Source organism: Nostoc sp. (genome assembly GCF_036916655.1).
GTDB lineage: Bacteria > Cyanobacteriota > Cyanobacteriia > Cyanobacteriales > Nostocaceae > Nostoc.
In genome coordinates this window covers 52454-68326 of sequence record NZ_JBALFY010000032.1, presented here as the reverse complement: position 1 = coordinate 68326, position 15873 = coordinate 52454, and the positions used below count along the sequence as shown (strand labels likewise).

16 protein-coding genes and 1 tRNA gene are annotated in these 15873 nt (G+C 41.9%); 7 read left to right on the top strand and 10 right to left on the bottom strand.

The window, feature by feature from the left end; translation table 11 throughout:
- Positions 1-8 precede the first annotated feature (8 nt).
- From V7L31_RS09900 to V7L31_RS09865, 8 genes are all read right to left on the bottom strand, one after another.
- Entirely contained in the window at positions 9-263 is a 255-nt protein-coding gene (locus tag V7L31_RS09900) for a SemiSWEET transporter (protein ID WP_334696059.1), read from the bottom strand.
- Between the two features lie 285 nt (positions 264-548).
- Positions 549-989 (bottom strand): hypothetical protein, encoded by a 441-nt coding sequence (locus V7L31_RS09895; RefSeq protein WP_334696058.1) that lies wholly within the window; start codon positions 987-989, stop codon positions 549-551.
- Positions 990-1156: 167 nt separating this feature from the next.
- Positions 1157-1465 carry a KGK domain-containing protein gene (locus V7L31_RS09890; RefSeq protein WP_179066929.1) on the bottom strand — a complete coding sequence of 103 codons (309 nt, stop codon included), beginning with the start codon at positions 1463-1465 and terminating at the stop codon, positions 1157-1159.
- Positions 1466-1661: 196 nt separating this feature from the next.
- Complete coding sequence (gene ccsB, locus V7L31_RS09885; protein WP_334696057.1) at positions 1662-2759, bottom strand: c-type cytochrome biogenesis protein CcsB; 1098 nt, start codon at positions 2757-2759, stop codon at positions 1662-1664.
- A gap of 164 nt (positions 2760-2923) precedes the next feature.
- Complete coding sequence (locus tag V7L31_RS09880) at positions 2924-4654, bottom strand: DUF3352 domain-containing protein (RefSeq protein ID WP_334696056.1); 1731 nt, start codon at positions 4652-4654, stop codon at positions 2924-2926.
- Positions 4655-4885: 231 nt separating this feature from the next.
- On the bottom strand, positions 4886-5101 hold the full coding sequence (locus V7L31_RS09875; RefSeq protein ID WP_334696055.1) for a hypothetical protein: 216 nt from the start codon (positions 5099-5101) through the stop codon (positions 4886-4888).
- A 332-nt stretch (positions 5102-5433) separates the two neighbouring features.
- A complete protein-coding gene (locus V7L31_RS09870; protein ID WP_334696054.1) occupies positions 5434-6063 on the bottom strand; it encodes a chorismate lyase in 630 nt (209 codons plus the stop codon).
- Positions 6064-6542: 479 nt separating this feature from the next.
- Positions 6543-6623: transfer RNA gene (locus V7L31_RS09865), tRNA-Leu, on the bottom strand.
- Positions 6624-7056: 433 nt separating this feature from the next.
- On the opposite strand from V7L31_RS09865, the gene accC reads away from it, so the two are divergent.
- On the top strand, positions 7057-8400 hold the full coding sequence (accC, locus tag V7L31_RS09860; protein ID WP_334696053.1) for an acetyl-CoA carboxylase biotin carboxylase subunit: 1344 nt from the start codon (positions 7057-7059) through the stop codon (positions 8398-8400).
- 87 nt (positions 8401-8487) lie between these two features.
- Here accC and V7L31_RS09855 read toward each other — a convergent pair whose 3' ends face one another.
- Positions 8488-8781 (bottom strand): YggT family protein, encoded by a 294-nt coding sequence (locus V7L31_RS09855; RefSeq protein WP_292853255.1) that lies wholly within the window; start codon positions 8779-8781, stop codon positions 8488-8490.
- A gap of 283 nt (positions 8782-9064) precedes the next feature.
- Between V7L31_RS09855 and psbX the strand changes: the two genes are divergently transcribed.
- The 4 genes from psbX (at position 9065) to V7L31_RS09835 (ending at position 11537) form a co-directional block, all read left to right on the top strand.
- Positions 9065-9184 (top strand): photosystem II reaction center X protein, encoded by a 120-nt coding sequence (gene psbX, locus V7L31_RS09850; RefSeq protein ID WP_334696052.1) that lies wholly within the window; start codon positions 9065-9067, stop codon positions 9182-9184.
- A gap of 247 nt (positions 9185-9431) precedes the next feature.
- A complete protein-coding gene (locus V7L31_RS09845; RefSeq protein ID WP_334696051.1) occupies positions 9432-10349 on the top strand; it encodes a Ycf66 family protein in 918 nt (305 codons plus the stop codon).
- Positions 10350-10396: 47 nt separating this feature from the next.
- The gene (locus V7L31_RS09840; protein WP_334696050.1) at positions 10397-10957 is read left to right on the top strand and encodes a TolB family protein; all 561 of its coding nucleotides are present in this window, start codon (positions 10397-10399) and stop codon (positions 10955-10957) included.
- A gap of 55 nt (positions 10958-11012) precedes the next feature.
- Complete coding sequence (locus V7L31_RS09835) at positions 11013-11537, top strand: TolB family protein (RefSeq protein ID WP_334696049.1); 525 nt, start codon at positions 11013-11015, stop codon at positions 11535-11537.
- Positions 11538-11840: 303 nt separating this feature from the next.
- Here V7L31_RS09835 and V7L31_RS09830 read toward each other — a convergent pair whose 3' ends face one another.
- The gene (locus V7L31_RS09830) at positions 11841-12848 is read right to left on the bottom strand and encodes a succinate dehydrogenase/fumarate reductase iron-sulfur subunit (RefSeq protein ID WP_334696082.1); all 1008 of its coding nucleotides are present in this window, start codon (positions 12846-12848) and stop codon (positions 11841-11843) included.
- Positions 12849-14318: 1470 nt separating this feature from the next.
- Here V7L31_RS09830 and V7L31_RS09825 point away from each other — a divergent pair.
- Both V7L31_RS09825 and V7L31_RS09820 read left to right on the top strand, forming a co-directional pair.
- Positions 14319-14756, top strand: a complete 438-nt coding sequence (locus tag V7L31_RS09825) for an AbrB family transcriptional regulator (protein WP_094350106.1) — start codon at positions 14319-14321, stop codon at positions 14754-14756.
- 225 nt (positions 14757-14981) lie between these two features.
- A complete protein-coding gene (locus V7L31_RS09820) occupies positions 14982-15797 on the top strand; it encodes a CPBP family intramembrane glutamic endopeptidase (protein ID WP_334696081.1) in 816 nt (271 codons plus the stop codon).
- Positions 15798-15873 lie beyond the last annotated feature (76 nt).

Below are 15873 nucleotides of genomic sequence, written 5' to 3'. Positions count from 1 at the left end.
ATGCAAGTTTATCTATATTTAATTTTAAGCCATAGAATAATTAAGTTAAAAACCAATGTTACGGCGTTAGCAAGAATAATTGGTAAAGATTGTAAATAAATTCCATAAATTAACCACAAAAAAATACCAGTTATAAATGTAATCAGCGTCACCAAAGAAACATCTTTTGCTGATTTTGTTTGCCATGTTTTAAACATCTGTGGCAAAAAAGAGATTGTGGTTATTGTGGCGGCAGATAATCCTAGAATTGTCAGAAAATCCATGTTTAATTATTTATATTAAGTTGCCATATCATACATCAGCGATCGTCCTTGTCTGCTTAATACAACGTTATATGTGACATTTTACACTGTTGAGCGATCGCTACAACAGCTTAACAACAAGATTAGCGACTTATTCAATAAGTCGCTAATCTAAAAATGTATCACGGTCTTAGCAAGAATAATCGGTTAAAATTGTAATTTATGTATATTAACCACCAAAAAATACCGATTATAAATGCAATTGGCATGACAAAATAAAACTCATTCAAGGATATGTGATAAACACTAGCAAAACCGATGAATTAATTCTTCACGAGACAACTGCAACAGTAAAGGCGTAAACTCTTCTGGCGGCAACGATAATAAAGGTTCAATAATTACTTGAAGCTCATTATCTATTTCACCAAAGCGAACTTTGAGCAAGTTTTCCACCACCAAGCGTTCTCCCTGCTGAATTCCTGTTTGGAGTCCCCGTTGTTCTCCTTCTTGTATCGCCTGTTCGCGGTCTTGTTGGTAAAGTGGTGCTAATCGCATAAGTAATTCCCTATCTTCCTCGTCTTGATTTTGAGTGACTTGTAAGTTTTGTTGCAAGTTGTACAGCAATTCTAACGCTGCTTTTCGGAAAGGATTATCAGGAGTAAGTGCTTCTAGTTCGTCAATTGGTTGCTTTTGAACGTTTCCCTTACCGATGATTCTCTTTAACTGATTTTGAGACTCTTTACCCATATTGATAGTAGATGCGATCGCACTTACTTAAATGTGTTATCCGCTACTATAGCAATACCAGTAAAAAAGGGCGAGTAAGACACTCACCCTCGAAGCATAAATATTTTCTGAAGTTAATATCCTGTTAACTTAGTTTCATCAATGAACTTAGGAATCCTCATTGAGTATTAGTTTTCAACTTGTTTGAGTTTTTGAAAAATTTCATCAAGTGGCGACTCAGATTCATCAGAACAAAATTCTAAAGCAAGTCTAACTTTTCCTTTTTTCCATCCCTGAGTGCTAAATTGCAAAACTTCACAATTTAATCCTTGGGTATACAAATTTACTTCATCTGTCTCTTCTGCTCCAATATATTCCTTAATTGCTGTAATCAAATCACGGACTTTAAAAGTTTTAGCAATATTTAACTTATTAAAAGTGTCTGGTTCTATAGACACAACTTCATCATGATTTAGTCTCTCAAATCCATCTTCCATAAAAATCTCCTGTCACTAAATCTATATTTTCCAGAGATATAACAGTTCATCCGAAATAAAATAATGATTTTAAGGTTATGGCGGTTTTCTGTTGAGTTCAATACAGACCTAACCCCCAGTCCCTTGCCTTACAAGGGAAAGGGGGAAGATTCAAAGTCTCTCTCCTAAAAAGGTCAGAGTGTATGGAATCACTGTATTAGAAAAACCAACCGTAAGAATGCAACCCTTTACCCAAAAGATTCACACCGAGATAGCAAACCCAAACGACAAGCAAGCCGGCGGAGGCTAAAATTGCAGGACTGCGCCCTTGCCAACCACGAGTAATTCTGGCGTGAAGGTAGGCGGCGAACACTAACCAGGTGATTAATGCCCAAGTTTCTTTCGGGTCCCAACTCCAGTAAGAACCCCAGGCTTCGTTAGCCCAAACACCACCAGCAATGATGCCAATTGTCAGCAGAGGAAATCCTAGTCCGATGATGCGATAGCTGATGTTGTCGAGGGTTTCAGCAAGGCTAAGGCGTTGGGGTGAAAGGGGTTCAGAATTTTGAATTTCGGATAGCGAAGCGTTAGCGAGTCCTCGAGCGTCTTGCGGATTTTGGATTGGGGTTGTTGTGACTAAACCCAAAACAGCGGTGTTAGCGTTGCCGTTGCTACTACTTTCAAAACGAGCAAAGCCGTTATTTTCGACGGCGGGGGCTGATGGTTGAGAAATTAGTTCAGTGGCTTTGTGCAAGCGGTAGCCATTGCTGCGATAGCCGCCAGTACCAACAGAACTGCCTTGTAGTTGGATGTTTTGACCGCGAGTGACAATTAAAAAAGCGATCGCTAATAATGAACCCACCATTAAAGCAGAATAACTCAACATCATGACGCTGACATGCATCATCAGCCAATTTGACTTTAAGGCAGGTACTAAGGGTTCTGACGCTTGCATCTGGGATGGTAGTGTCATGGTAGCAAAAGCTGCGATCGCCATTGCCACAGGAGATGTTGCAACCCCTACTAAGCGGCTACGGCTACTATTTTCAGCAATCAGATGGACTGCGGTAATTCCCCAAGTTAAGAAAAACAGAGATTCATATAGATTACTTAAGGGAAAGTAACCAGCTTCGATCCATCTTGCACCTAATAGAGTAGCTATACACAAATTTGCGATCGCCATCCCAGATGTCCCTAAAGCGGCTAGATAAGGCAGATTCGGAAAAGCCGCTCCTCCCCAATACACCAGCATTGTTAGGAATAATATGGCAAAGGAGGCATTGTCCAGCCAATTCTGGAGTACAACCAGATTCATAAAGTCTTCTCTCCGTGGATAATTTAAAATATTGATTCTGACTGTTTTGATCCTATATGGTTAAAGGGAAATAGAGAATGGGGCATTGGGAAAGAGGCAGAGGGGGGGAGGCGAAAACTTTTCTCCCTTGCCCCCTGCCTGCCTACTCCCCAGTCCCCAATCCCCTATCTACTTTTTGGACTAGGCAAAGCAGTTGCATTAGTAACTTTTTTGAGTGCGATAAAAATGTCGTAGGTGTTACTACGACTGTCGCTGACAGCAGATGTCATCCCAATTGAGCGCGTTGCATCGAGCAAAATTTGTTGATTGGGAATTAGAGTTGGTAATGGAAAATTTTTCACAGTTTTTTCAACATCCAGAAAAAATTGACCATTTGTCGGATTTGGTTCTGTAGGAACTGTTTGTTGGAAGCGAAGAGTGTTAGCTAGTGTGTTGTTGGGTTTAGGAACAATTTTATCCGTAATCGGAGCGCCCACTACCAAGAAGGCGACATCTCCATCTAACCAACCGTGGGTAGCAGTTAAAGTACCATAGGGTGAAATCCAGTTAACAACAGGTTGTCCAGCGACTTTCCCTGGTTGAACTTGGAACTGGTATTGATTTCTCATCACATCATCAAGCTGTTTTAAGGATGCTTCAGCTGAGTTGCGATTTTTTCCCTCTACCATAAACACTAAGCCAGAACGAAAATCATCTGGTGAACCTGCTTTTGGGATAGTCGGAATCACAGATAGAGAAAATTCGCCTTTCATCCAGCTGAGTAAATCCTTATCTAAATCAAGATTGGTAAGAGATTTTACACCACCTCGTAGCTGTTCTGGTGCGATCGGTGAGAGGGGATTTCCCTGGGATGTTAAAACATAATCTCCCCACAATCGCTGTAAGTTGCCCCCCGAAAGCATCATTAAGGTTTCGGCTGGTAGGCGGCTTTGCATTTTCCCAGCTTTATTTTCCACCGCCAGCACTCTTTGACTATTTGGGTTTAGCCAAGAAACGCCCTTAAAGCGGATTCCTTCTGACTCTAAGGTAATTGTCCCTGCTAAACCTTGGTTATTTTGCAGTTGAGCCAAAACTTGAGCAGGTAAAGGGCGATTTGGAGCGGCTGCGGCTATTTTGGCTGCTGTGGGCACATTTACATAAAACTGGGCAAAGGGTTGGTAATCGGCAATTTTCGGGAAATTCTCAGCAAAACCCCCTGTTGTCGCTAAGGATGTTTTATTTTTGTAGGCATCGATCGCTCTTTCTGTAGCTTTAGGATTATCAGTTATAACTAAAAAACGCCCATCTAGTAATGCGGCTGAGAAGTTTTCCCCTACTTGTCCCTCACTTTGTTTGATGGCGAACCCTTGATAAGTACGGTCAATCCATTTGCCTTGTTTAAGGGTTTTGGGTTGTGCCAAAATACTTTTGGCGATTTCTGGGTTTTTTACTGGCAATACCATTACCATCGACTGCTGATCGCTAGCAGCATCTTCGTTGGTTGTAACTGGTTTGGGTGCAGGTTTACTCCCGATTGCTGGGGCAAGGATTGCGATGGTAACGTCATTGCCTACCCAAGGAGCGATATCTTTTTGGAAGTCGTAACCATTATTAGTCAAAAAGCGATCGCGTAACTGAACTAAATTTTTGTCCAGTTCTGTTTGGGTTTCTCTTGTCCCAAACTGCCGCAATTGCTGCCACTGCTGGGGATCTGTTGTTAAAGAAACCGCAAACAGGGCATCACCAGGAATAATATTTGCACCTACGAGCAAATCGCTAGAAGATAGCCGTCTCTGAGCTAACAACCAGTATGCTGCACTCCCCGCACCAATCAATAACCCAGCAGCCGAGAGCGTCAGCACCAGAGATGGTTTCTTCTTTTTTTTCATCCGAACAGACACAAGAGGTAGTGCCATTGAAACCTATACCTCATACTTGCAAACTCATTACTTACTTGATTGGTTAAATTAACCAATAAATTTCTCGTTAGGGACTTCCAAATAAAAAATATTCAACTATTTATTGTGGGGTAGGCGTCTCGCCCGCCCAGTAACTAAAGGCGCTCATGTTGCCCACTCCACAAGATTGGATAATTTATTTCTTGGAAGTCCCTTATTTAGAGCAGTTAACTGCATAAATTTTCCATCCTAAAAATTGATGATATTTCCGTAATCAACCTTCCCGAATGTTTCAAAAGCAGTTTTTTCGTGGTTAGTTACCTTTTTTAACACGCTTTCTTGAATTTCGCAGGATACTTCCTTTAAACGGTTGCCTCTATCGGCAAGTCTCCAAAAGTTCACATCCGTCATTTCAAGCACTTCGAGGATATAACTAACTTGGGCATTGCTGCAAGTTATCAGCAATCCACACCACCTTCTATTTACAGAGCTTCCACCCGTTGTATTAACTTTATCTAACCAAGATCAATTCAGTGTTCGAGATTTCGCATCGATTACTAATTTTCCAAGTTAAATATGTTGTTAAACGATCATTTTTGGGAATTTATATCAAAATGATACAGAATAAATGTTATTTTTGCTGAGAAGCAACTGGTAATTTATTGAGAAATCAAAAATTCAAAATTAATTAAATATTGTAGACAGTGCCAACCTTACAACAATAGTGTTATTGAAATTGGTGCAAAGTTCTTATGCTCTGGGGCACAATGCCAAGGATGAAAAACTTTTAAATGATACTACGCCTCAGCATTAACAGTACTCAATTGCATAGGCCCCAAATATTTGGTTAAATAAGGCGAAAAAACTTCATAAATCAAAGTCAATGGCTGTCCATGATGCCAAAACAAGTAGTGGCGGCCCCAAAAAGGCCCAGTTACATCAAAACCCGACTCTAGTGCTGATGAGTCACCGTAGTAAATTCCTCGAACATCCCGATACAACTCTGTGCGAAGACGAGCTAAACTTGCCCAAATTGGTAGTGAACGGTTTTGCAAATACTCATCAATATGACTGGCTTCCCACCATGAAGTAGCATAGGCTAATCGCTGACCAGAAACAGTACGTAGCCATACTTGTCGTCGCAGTCGAGGCCCTGGGACAGCTTGGATTAACTCAGGAGCAGCATCCAAGTCCATACCAATTAATGACATATCAATAACATCTACTTCTACAGGTTCACCCGTGAGCAATTCTAAGTGACGTGTTGGGGAACCGTCACCCAAAAGCATTAGCTGCCAAGCAGGTGCTAGCTGAGTGTGAGGTAAAGTTTGTTGAATTATTTCCTCCCCTCCTTGCCAAATTGGAGCGAGGCGATGCCAAGCTGGTGGCACTGTTAGGTTGTTTGTGGGTGTAAAAGTAATAGTCAATGCTTTTTACAAAACTTCACGTATCTCTATAAAAGCATAAATCAGGAGTCAGAATTCAGAATACTCCACCCATAAAGGGATTGAGTTTTAAGGGAACTCCAAGAAATAAATTATCCAATATTGTGGGGTGGGCATCCTGCTCTCCCTATAGACTGGGCGGGCGAGACGCCCACCCCACAAGAGTTAATTGGATATTTTTTTATTTGGAAGTCCCTAATGCGAAAATATTTAATACTAGTTTCGCCCACTATTCCACTCGCTTTTAACCAATATTCATTATCCATTCGTACAGAATTCAACCCTGAATTCTTTTTATTATAAAAAACTAGTACTTTGATAATGCAAACTTGACTAGTATCTAGTAACACTTCATTGCTTCAGACAATCACTAGAGTACTAACTAAAACCTATATTTAAGGGTCAATAGTCTGAGGTTTTTTGATCCTTGACTATTGACCCTATGGTTAGACAAGCTAAAATGCGGATGGGGAGACTCGAACTCCCAAGGCAAAGCCACACGCACCTCAAGCGTGCGCGTATACCAATTCCGCCACATCCGCATGATTTGTCTAAATATAGACTATAGCATAAGAAAATAATTATAGTAAGGTGATATCTAAATTCAGTTGCTCAAAAATATAAATTTTTTCAAGGCGGTATCAGACTGACAGAAATCTAGCAGCTGCACAAGTGATATTAAAAAGGGTAGAGCGACTGTGTTCGGCGCGGTGCGATGCCTGCGGCGGGCGTAGCGATCGCGTACCCGCCCGCCGTCAGCAATTGCAAAAGCCCAGCTTGGCAGTCTAGCCAAGACTTACAGCAGCAATGTTGTTAGTGTAGTAAGACCCTTAAAGGCAACAAGCCTGCAATCTTACGTTTGCTTAAAATCAGGGTGGCGAATCTCCTGCAATAATTTGAAATAATGCGGAAGCGTTGTTTCAAGTTGGATCAGAGAAAATGTCAATCTACTGGTAATGATATCGAAACTAAAAAATGAAGTTTGACAAAATATTAATTGCCAATCGGGGAGAAATCGCCCTTCGCATTCTCCGCGCCTGTGAAGAAATGGGGATTGCCACAGTTGCGGTTCACTCCACTGTTGACCGTAATGCTCTCCACGTCCAACTTGCTGATGAAGCAGTTTGCATTGGCGAACCTGCTAGCAGTAAAAGTTATTTGAATATTCCCAATATCATTGCCGCTGCACTGACGCGCAATGCGACTGCCATTCATCCAGGCTATGGCTTTTTGGCAGAAAATGCCCGGTTTGCGGAAATCTGTGCCGACCATCATATTGCTTTTATCGGCCCAACTCCAGAAGCTATGAGACGGATGGGCGATAAATCCACTGCCAAAGAAACCATGCAAAAAGCTGGAGTCCCGACAGTACCAGGTAGTGAGGGATTGGTAGAATCCGAGCAAGAAGGATTAGAATTTGCCAAGGATATCGGCTATCCAGTGATGATTAAAGCTACAGCCGGTGGCGGTGGACGGGGTATGCGCCTAGTGCGTTCTGAAGATGAGTTTGTCAAACTTTTCCTCGCAGCCCAAGGGGAAGCAGGAGCAGCTTTTGGTAATTCTGGCGTTTACATCGAAAAATTTATTGAACGTCCCCGCCACATCGAATTTCAAATTTTGGCGGATAACTATGGTAATGTCATTCACTTGGGTGAACGCGATTGCTCAATTCAGCGCCGGAATCAAAAGCTACTAGAAGAAGCACCAAGTCCGGCTCTCGACCAAGACTTACGTGAGAAAATGGGACAAGCTGCTGTTAAAGCTGCCCAATTCATTAATTACAGTGGTGCAGGTACTATCGAGTTTCTCTTGGATAGATCCGGTAAATTCTACTTTATGGAAATGAATACCCGGATTCAAGTAGAACACCCTGTAACAGAGATGATTACTGGGATAGACTTAGTTGCTGAACAAATCCGCATTGCCCAAGGTGAAAGACTCAAGCTTACCCAAGACCAAGTAGTATTACGAGGTCATTCGATCGAATGCCGAATCAACGCTGAAGACCCCGATCATGACTTTCGCCCTTCTCCTGGACGGATCAGCGGCTATCTTCCCCCTGGAGGCCCTGGTGTTCGGATTGATTCTCACGTTTACACAGATTACCAAATCCCGCCCTACTACGATTCCTTGATTGGCAAGTTAATTGTTTGGGCCCCAGACCGACCCACTGCTATTAACCGGATGAAACGCGCACTGCGGGAATGTGCCATCACTGGACTACCCACTACTATCGGGTTTCATCAAAAAATTATGGAAACTCCACAGTTTTTGCAGGGTAAAGTCTATACAAATTTTGTGCAGGAAATGAACGGTTAGGGGATTGGGGGATCGGGGACTGGGGAGAAGAATTTTCCCCTCCGCCCCCCGCACCCTGCCCCTCTGCCTCTTTTCAATGCCCCATCCCTAATTCACACGAGATAGCATAGTCAGCAATCCTTGTTGACCTAGTAGGATTTCTCGTAGCAGGCTAAAGATACCAACCCAAATAATCGGTGTAATGTCTACTCCACCTATAGGTTGCACTAGCTTTCGCAGCGGGATTAAAAATGGCTCAGTGGGCCAAGATATTAAATTAAAAGGCAAACGATTCAGATCCACTTGCGGATACCAAGTGAGAATAATACGAAATATAAATAAAAATGTCATCACCCCTAACACAGGGCCAAGAATCCAAGCAGTCAGGTTAACACCAGTCATCGGTTTCAGCTACTATCTATCTGTAAAGAAAGAAAAACTTGGGTAACGGCAAGCCGCGCTTTGCTTAGGCGTAGCCCATCATAGACATCGCCACAAAAAAGTTTGAAGCTTTGTAAAGCACTCTCATCATCATTTTAACCAAATGCTGGCACTTTCTTCTGGAATAGAAAAGCAAACTCCCTAACAGCAGTTACCAAGTTTAGCAGTTCGGAGTTAGAGGCTTCTCAAGAAAGTAATACACTATTAAAATTAGGATGAAGTGTGTAAAAAAAGGTTTAGAAGTATGACGCCTTCTTTAGCAAATTTTCTTTGGAGTCTGGCTTGGGGTGCTGCAATTGTGGTAGTACCTGCTACAGTCGGTCTAATTTTCGTTAGCCAAAAGGATAAAATTCAGCGTTCATAATGCTTATGAGAGTTAATTTAACTCTCATAATCGATTGTCTGTCAGCTATCTACTTAATTGCACTAAAAGCAGCAATTTCTGCGGCTGGTGGCAGTTGTAGATGACAGAAGTATGTGTTTTTACTTTTCGGTGAATAGCTTCAGAGCTTCTTTGCCAGAGGCTTTGAAGCTTCAATATTTCGTGACTAATTACAGTAGTGATTTTAATTGTGACTCGCTAACATAGATTTGATATTGGGAAAACAGCAATGATAAATTTTGGGCTGAACTCAGCCAGTTTTCTGGCTCAGGTAAATTTTGGAGCAAACTCAGCCAGTATTCTAGGAATTTTCCTGGCTGTGGCTGGGGCAGCACTGTATTTTCTCCGCACTGTGCGTCCAGAATTGTCACGGGATCAAGATATCTTTTTTGCGGCAGTCGGCTTGCTTTGCGGCTTTATTCTCGTGTTTCAAGGATGGCGGCTAGACCCAATTCTACAATTTGGTCAATTACTTTTAGTTGGCACAACTGTATTTTTTGCAGTTGAAAGTATTCGCCTGCGGAGTATAGCTACCCAACAAGCAAAGCGCAACACTCCAATTGTGGACGAAGATCGACCAGTTAGCGATCGCTATTCGTACAACGATCGCAGAAAGTATCAAGCTGAGATGGATGCAGACTTAGATCCATTACCTTATGAAGACGAGGAAGAACGCCCCCCGCGTCGCCGAATTCAGGGTAGCAGGGATGAAATTTCAACTCGTGATGACTACTACGCGGAGCAACCCCCCCGTCGTACAGAACGCCGCAACGGCAGCAGTAGTGAAAGACCAGCTTCAGGGGATAGAACGCGTCGGCGGACTTCTGGTCGTCCTGTAAATCGCCCTTCTGAAAGTTCTGAAGAAGAAAATTGGGGTTCTTCATCTAGGCAAGTTGATGATTGGGAAACTTCGGGTGGGGAAGTCAGAAAACCTTCTCGCCGTAGTAATAATGGGCCCCAGCGTCCCGAAAGTCGTGAAGATGATGTTGCTCCCAGACCGAGAAGGCGGCGTCCATCCACTGACTCAACTCCTCGAAGACCACGCGAAGATGATGATGCGATCCCAACTGATTATGTGCCATACAATCCAATTGAAAAACCAAATGAGCGTCCAGATAATTTGACCGATTTTGATGACGATGTTTAAAACATTTGGTGTGGAAGTAGATTTAGAGGCGACGGAAAACAGTTGAGGTGGAAAAATTTACGCCGGTATTTTGGCTCCAAAGACCAATTCATTGGAGCCTGGTTTTTGGTTTAACAAGTTTACTTGTATCTTGTGGTTCTAATGATATCCCTATAGGGCCTACTTCCCTCAACAGTCGCTACACCGAGGAGCAACCTGCTTTGAGTGGAAATGGGCGCTTTTTAGCATTTGTATCTAATCGAAATGGTAATCAGCAACTCTTGGTATACGATTTAGAGAGACAGCTGTTTATTAGCACGCCAGGAATAAACCGACAGGAGACAATTGCCGAAAGTCCAAGTTTGAGCTACACCGGGCGTTATATTTCTTATCTTACTAGTGACCAAGGTAGACCAGTGGTAGCACTTTACGATCGCGCTACGCAACAGTCGCAAATTGTCACACCAATTTATCGCGGCTGGGTCAGAAAACCAAATATCAGCCCAGATGGACGTTATGTTGTCTTTGAAACCGCCACCCGTGGACAGTGGGATATTGAAGTTTTAGACCGGGGGCCAAATATTGAGTTAGATATTCCCAACGGTGCAACTGTAGGTTCTCCTCCGTAGGAGTTAGGAGTTAAGAGTTGTGAGACTATTGACTAATGACTAATGACTAAATTATATGAAACGTGTTTTTTTTATACCTGTATTTTTCTGTTTAAGTTTATTGACTGGGTGTTTTGGCTACCCTCGAATTTTGAGTTATCCCTTTGATCCGGGGGGGCGGAGTCTCAATAGTTTATCGTCGGAATTAAACCCCCAAATTTCTGGGAGATACATTGTTTTTATTACTGACCGACGCGGTAGCCAAGATGTTTATATGTTTGATACGGTAACTCGTGATTTGGTTGATTTGCCAGGTTTAAATTCCTTTGATGCGATCGCAAATCATCCCAGTGTTTCCCAAGATGGTCGTTACATTGTCTTTGGTGCTAGCCGTCAGGGGCGATCGGCTATTTTTCTCTACGACCGAGAAACACGCCAATCGCGGAATTTGACTAATAACCTACAAGCAGAAGTCCGCAACCCTACAATTAGCGCTGATGGTAGCAGGATTGCCTTTGAGTCCAGTAATAATGGGCAGTGGGATATTTTAGTATATGACCGTTATGGACAGCCGTTGAATATACCTCAAGAGCCACGTTGAGATTGGAGACTGGGGATTGGGGAGTAGGGATTGGGAAAGAATTCTTTTAATCCCTATTCCCTACTCCCTACTCCCTACTCCCTATTCTCCATTGGTGTCAACTTAACGTGAAACCGCTCGTCCGCCGGGAAATTTATTTCCCGGCTCATAGCTAAAGTCATCTGAAGATGACTAAATATCGCCAAAAATCTCCAGTCTACTTCAGTAGACTTTAGCTAAAAGCCAAAAAAATTTATTTCAAGGCGGGTAAGGAAGCTAACAGATAAACCATTTTTAGCTTAAGTTGACATCAATGCCTATTCTCTACTCCCTACTCCCTACTTCTTGTTGCACAGATTCAATGAGCGATCGCACTTGTTCTGTCCCCTCTGAAGGTTCAAATGATCGGGGAAATTTACCTCGGACGATCATTCGCAAACCGAGGGGTGCAAGACTGAGTAATCCTTTTAAATCCCGAAAATAATTACCGACAACTTGTAAACCAAATTGACGTTCATCAATCCAACCACCTTCTTTAACTAAATCTACCAATACTTTTCGGTGACGAATTGAGCGACTATCACTCTTTTGTTTCTGGGTGAGAATTTCTTGTTTAACTTTGGTGATTTGTTCTAATGGTGCAACTTCCATTGGACAAACTGAATCGCAGTACAAACAACGAGTACAACCCCACACGCCTTTAGTACCTTCGTTGTAGCTTTCTAAACGATTTTCGGTATCGCTATCGCGGGAATCTGCTACCATCCGGTAAGCTTTGGCAAGGGCATGAGGCCCTACAAAGTCGGGATTAACTTCACGAGCGTTGCATTCAGAATAACAAGCACCGCACATAATACAGTTACCAGTTTGATCGAGGCGCGATCGCTCTTGTGGTGTTTGCAAAAACTCTCTTTCTGGTACTTGTCGTGCTGCTGTACTCACATAAGGGGCAACTGCCTCAAGATTATTCCAGAAACTACTCATATCTACAACCAAATCTTTAATCACGGGCATATTGCCAAGAGGCGCGATCGTGATTTCAGGAATTGCATTTACTTTACTTGGGGATGATGGTATTTGTTGTAATCTGGCAAGTTCACTGCCAACATTTTCTTTACAAGCTAAAGCCGAACGCCCATTAATTCGGATAGCACAGCTACCACAAATGGTATTGCGGCAATTTTTGCGAAATGCTAAAGTTCCATCTTGCTCCCACTTAATCTGATTGAGGCAATCCAAGATTGTATTACCTGGTTCTGCCTCTAGCAGGTAGGTTTGTACAACAGGGGAGGCATTTTGTTGCTGTCGAATGACCTTAAAAATAACTTCCATAACCACTAACCAAAATTTTAAAATTGCTTTGCCAGCCTCAAAAATCATGAGTCAGGCATTTAGTTCCGAAAAGTGAGCTATACTTTTTTGCCCTTAATTCAAACTCTGATGTTAATAGGCTGACGATTAAAGGGCAACTGATTCTAGTTTAAGGATAACCATTAAAATTTTACTTGTAGCAGCCCTTTAAGCAATAATTTTGTCAAATTCTGAGTTAAAACGCCAAAAATGTAATCGCCGCTTTGAATTGAATTTACCTATTTGGGAATATAAAGGAAAGAGGGTTTGCTTAAAAAGGAACTTAGGTTAATTTTTGACCTAGCGAGCATATCCAAATGAAATGCATGTGAGGTTAGCAGCACATCTTGATGTCAACTAGAGTCAAGCAGTCCTGACTCTAAAATTCTGTCAAGCGGTAGCGAAGGCAGAATTTTCTGATTATATAGAAGTGTGAAAGCCCATGTTTAATATATAGTAGTGGCAATCAATCACTAGGCAGATGTTAAGAGATTTGTTCTTCCCATAGACAGACGTGCAAAATCCTCTTACCGCTTTAGACCTGAAGATAATAAACCGAGGAAAAATCCTCACCACTTTCAAAGAAAAGTTAGAGAACCGCGAAACCCTGATACGCGAGACTTTTTGGTTTTTGGCTTGCTCTCAATCAAGAAAATATTGGATTGAACTCACTGGTCAAAACTGCTAGTCTCAATTATATAAATTTTTATAAAATCTAGATGGCAATGCTCAGGCTTGCAATAAAGGGTTAGGAAAATCGTCACTGCTTTTTTCAACTTTTAAGTCCAGAAATTTAAATAAAAATTTACCAGCAACTTTAATTCAAAATTAAACAACTATTTTGCTATTATTAGTCCATGCTAGTATTTAATATAAAATTACGAAGTGACAAAACCAGAATCAATAGCCGTATCAGCGCGGTTACTACTGCTTTGTTGATTCGTAATGTAGAGACAAGAGAATTCGCGTCTCTACTGGCAGGACAAAAGGGTGTATGCCCGTAGGACTCTATTGAAATACTATGCTGTCCTAAGCTTGAGAGGACGAGTAGAGAAAACTTTACTTGTTCATTGGCAAGAAAGGCAAGCACTGAAAGTGAAAAACCTGCAATTTTTTGGGTCTACGACTTATTTACAGTAGAACCTAGCCCATTTGTAAAGGTGGCTGAAAGTTACACCGCTACAGAAGCGCCAAAGGAAAAAATAGTTTTCTTTCTGATGGCGAATAATGGTTAAAAGTGCCGTAACATCACCAAAATTAATGTCTATGGCAACTATGGCCTCTAGTTGGTTGTGGACAACCATATATAGAAGTGCTTTTGGCTCCTATCGGCAGGAATTCACCCGTTACATTAGGGTCTTCAGTAGCTCTATGCATAAGCTAAAAAGTCAAATGCTGGCATAAGACTACATCGTTTATCAGCTTGGAGAGAGTAAGGAAAATTTGAGCATAATGACTGAAACTGCAACCGCGCCATTAACCGGAAAAGCACTACTTGCCAAAGTAAAAGAACTTTCCACATTACCACGCCGAGAAAGAGCTAAACAGTGCGGCTATTACACTGTTACTAAGAATAACCAGGTTCGTGTCAATCTCACTGATTTTTATGACGCTTTGCTATCTGCTAGGGGAATTCCTCTAAGTCCAGAAGCACCAAAAGATGGTCGTGGACGCGAACCGACATACCGGGTTAGTGTCCATCAAAATGGTCAGATTGTAATTGGTGCTACATATACCAAAGCAATGGGCTTAAAGGCTGGAGATGAGTTTGAAATTAGACTGGGATACAAACATATTCACCTGATTCAACTAGGTGAAAGTGATAAAAAACTAACCTCACAAGATATAGATTCTGACGAATCAGACGAAGATTTGGAAGACGAAGAGTAAATTTGCTGATGGTAGGGATAAGTTTCAGGTGATGATAACTTGTCCCTAGCCCAAGAGCAAACTGATAACCAGGTAAAAAATACGATTAGACCGCTTGCAGAAGTCACCAAATTTAGTAGAGTCTTGATTAATCGGCAAGAAATCTATAATGCAAAAAGTCTATCGTGTTTTTTATTTATTTTGAGAACTTTCTTTGAGCCTTCGGTCAACGCCTTACTGGCATTTATAGAAAATGCACCAGCACTAGTGATAGTGGTGGCATTTTTTGTTTGCTGGATAGTTTGCTGGTTGCCAGTAGCAACAGTATCAGCAATATTGCTAAATTGGCAACCCTTTAAACCTTTGCAGCCAGAGCAAAAGATGCCATTATTGGTGTCACTTTACCTATTAGCTCCTCTGATTCTCTGGGGAGTTGTTTGGCTGACTAATAAATCTTTTTCAGATTACGGCTTTGTTGGTAATCTTTCAACTCTTGGCTATTTAGTACTAGGTTTTGCTTTGGGAGTCGGGAGCCTAGCTATTGTATTTGGTGGACAATTCGGGTTAGGTTTATGTTCTTTTGAAAAGACGAATTTCAAGTTACTACCACCCATATTGCTACCGATTTTATTCATAGCGTTGTTAGTCGGTGGGATAGAAGAGTTAGTTTTTCGCGGTTTCCTGTTCACAGAATTAGCGCAAGATTATCCAGTTTGGGTAGCAGCAGTAATTTCTAGCTTGATTTTCGCCTTGTTACATCTGGTTTGGGAGCAACGCGAAACTTTACCCCAAATGCCTGGATTGTGGCTGATGGGAATGGTGCTGGTGTTGGCACGCTTTGCCGCCAGTGGTAATTTGGGTTTAGCTTGGGGATTGCACGCGGGATGGGTATGGGCGATCGCTACCATAGATACAGCAGAACTAATTACTTACACTGGTAAAGTCTCTGACTGGTTTACCGGTAAGAATAAAAAACCCCTAGCTGGTTTGGCGGGAATTATTTGTGTACTGGGAACTGGAGTAATTATCTGGTTATTCTCTAAGGATTTTAATTTCCCATAGAAGACCCCAGCAAATTAAAAATTTGAGGCTATTTATTTGAGGAGGAGGCTGAATCCTCAACTGAGGTAAAACCTTC

What these genes read in the sequence shown, in the direction of transcription:
- V7L31_RS09900 (WP_334696059.1), bottom strand. Translation starts at nt 263, where the DNA reads ATGGATTTTCTGACAATTCTAGGATTATCTGCCGCCACAATAACCACA.
- V7L31_RS09895 (WP_334696058.1), bottom strand. Translation starts at nt 989, where the DNA reads ATGGGTAAAGAGTCTCAAAATCAGTTAAAGAGAATCATCGGTAAGGGA.
- V7L31_RS09890 (WP_179066929.1), bottom strand. Translation starts at nt 1,465, where the DNA reads ATGGAAGATGGATTTGAGAGACTAAATCATGATGAAGTTGTGTCTATA.
- ccsB (WP_334696057.1), bottom strand. Translation starts at nt 2,759, where the DNA reads ATGAATCTGGTTGTACTCCAGAATTGGCTGGACAATGCCTCCTTTGCC.
- V7L31_RS09880 (WP_334696056.1), bottom strand. Translation starts at nt 4,654, where the DNA reads ATGGCACTACCTCTTGTGTCTGTTCGGATGAAAAAAAAGAAGAAACCA.
- accC (WP_334696053.1), top strand. Translation starts at nt 7,057, where the DNA reads ATGAAGTTTGACAAAATATTAATTGCCAATCGGGGAGAAATCGCCCTT.
- V7L31_RS09855 (WP_292853255.1), bottom strand. Translation starts at nt 8,781, where the DNA reads ATGACTGGTGTTAACCTGACTGCTTGGATTCTTGGCCCTGTGTTAGGG.
- psbX (WP_334696052.1), top strand. Translation starts at nt 9,065, where the DNA reads ATGACGCCTTCTTTAGCAAATTTTCTTTGGAGTCTGGCTTGGGGTGCT.
- V7L31_RS09845 (WP_334696051.1), top strand. Translation starts at nt 9,432, where the DNA reads ATGATAAATTTTGGGCTGAACTCAGCCAGTTTTCTGGCTCAGGTAAAT.
- V7L31_RS09835 (WP_334696049.1), top strand. Translation starts at nt 11,013, where the DNA reads ATGAAACGTGTTTTTTTTATACCTGTATTTTTCTGTTTAAGTTTATTG.
- V7L31_RS09830 (WP_334696082.1), bottom strand. Translation starts at nt 12,848, where the DNA reads ATGGAAGTTATTTTTAAGGTCATTCGACAGCAACAAAATGCCTCCCCT.
- V7L31_RS09825 (WP_094350106.1), top strand. Translation starts at nt 14,319, where the DNA reads ATGACTGAAACTGCAACCGCGCCATTAACCGGAAAAGCACTACTTGCC.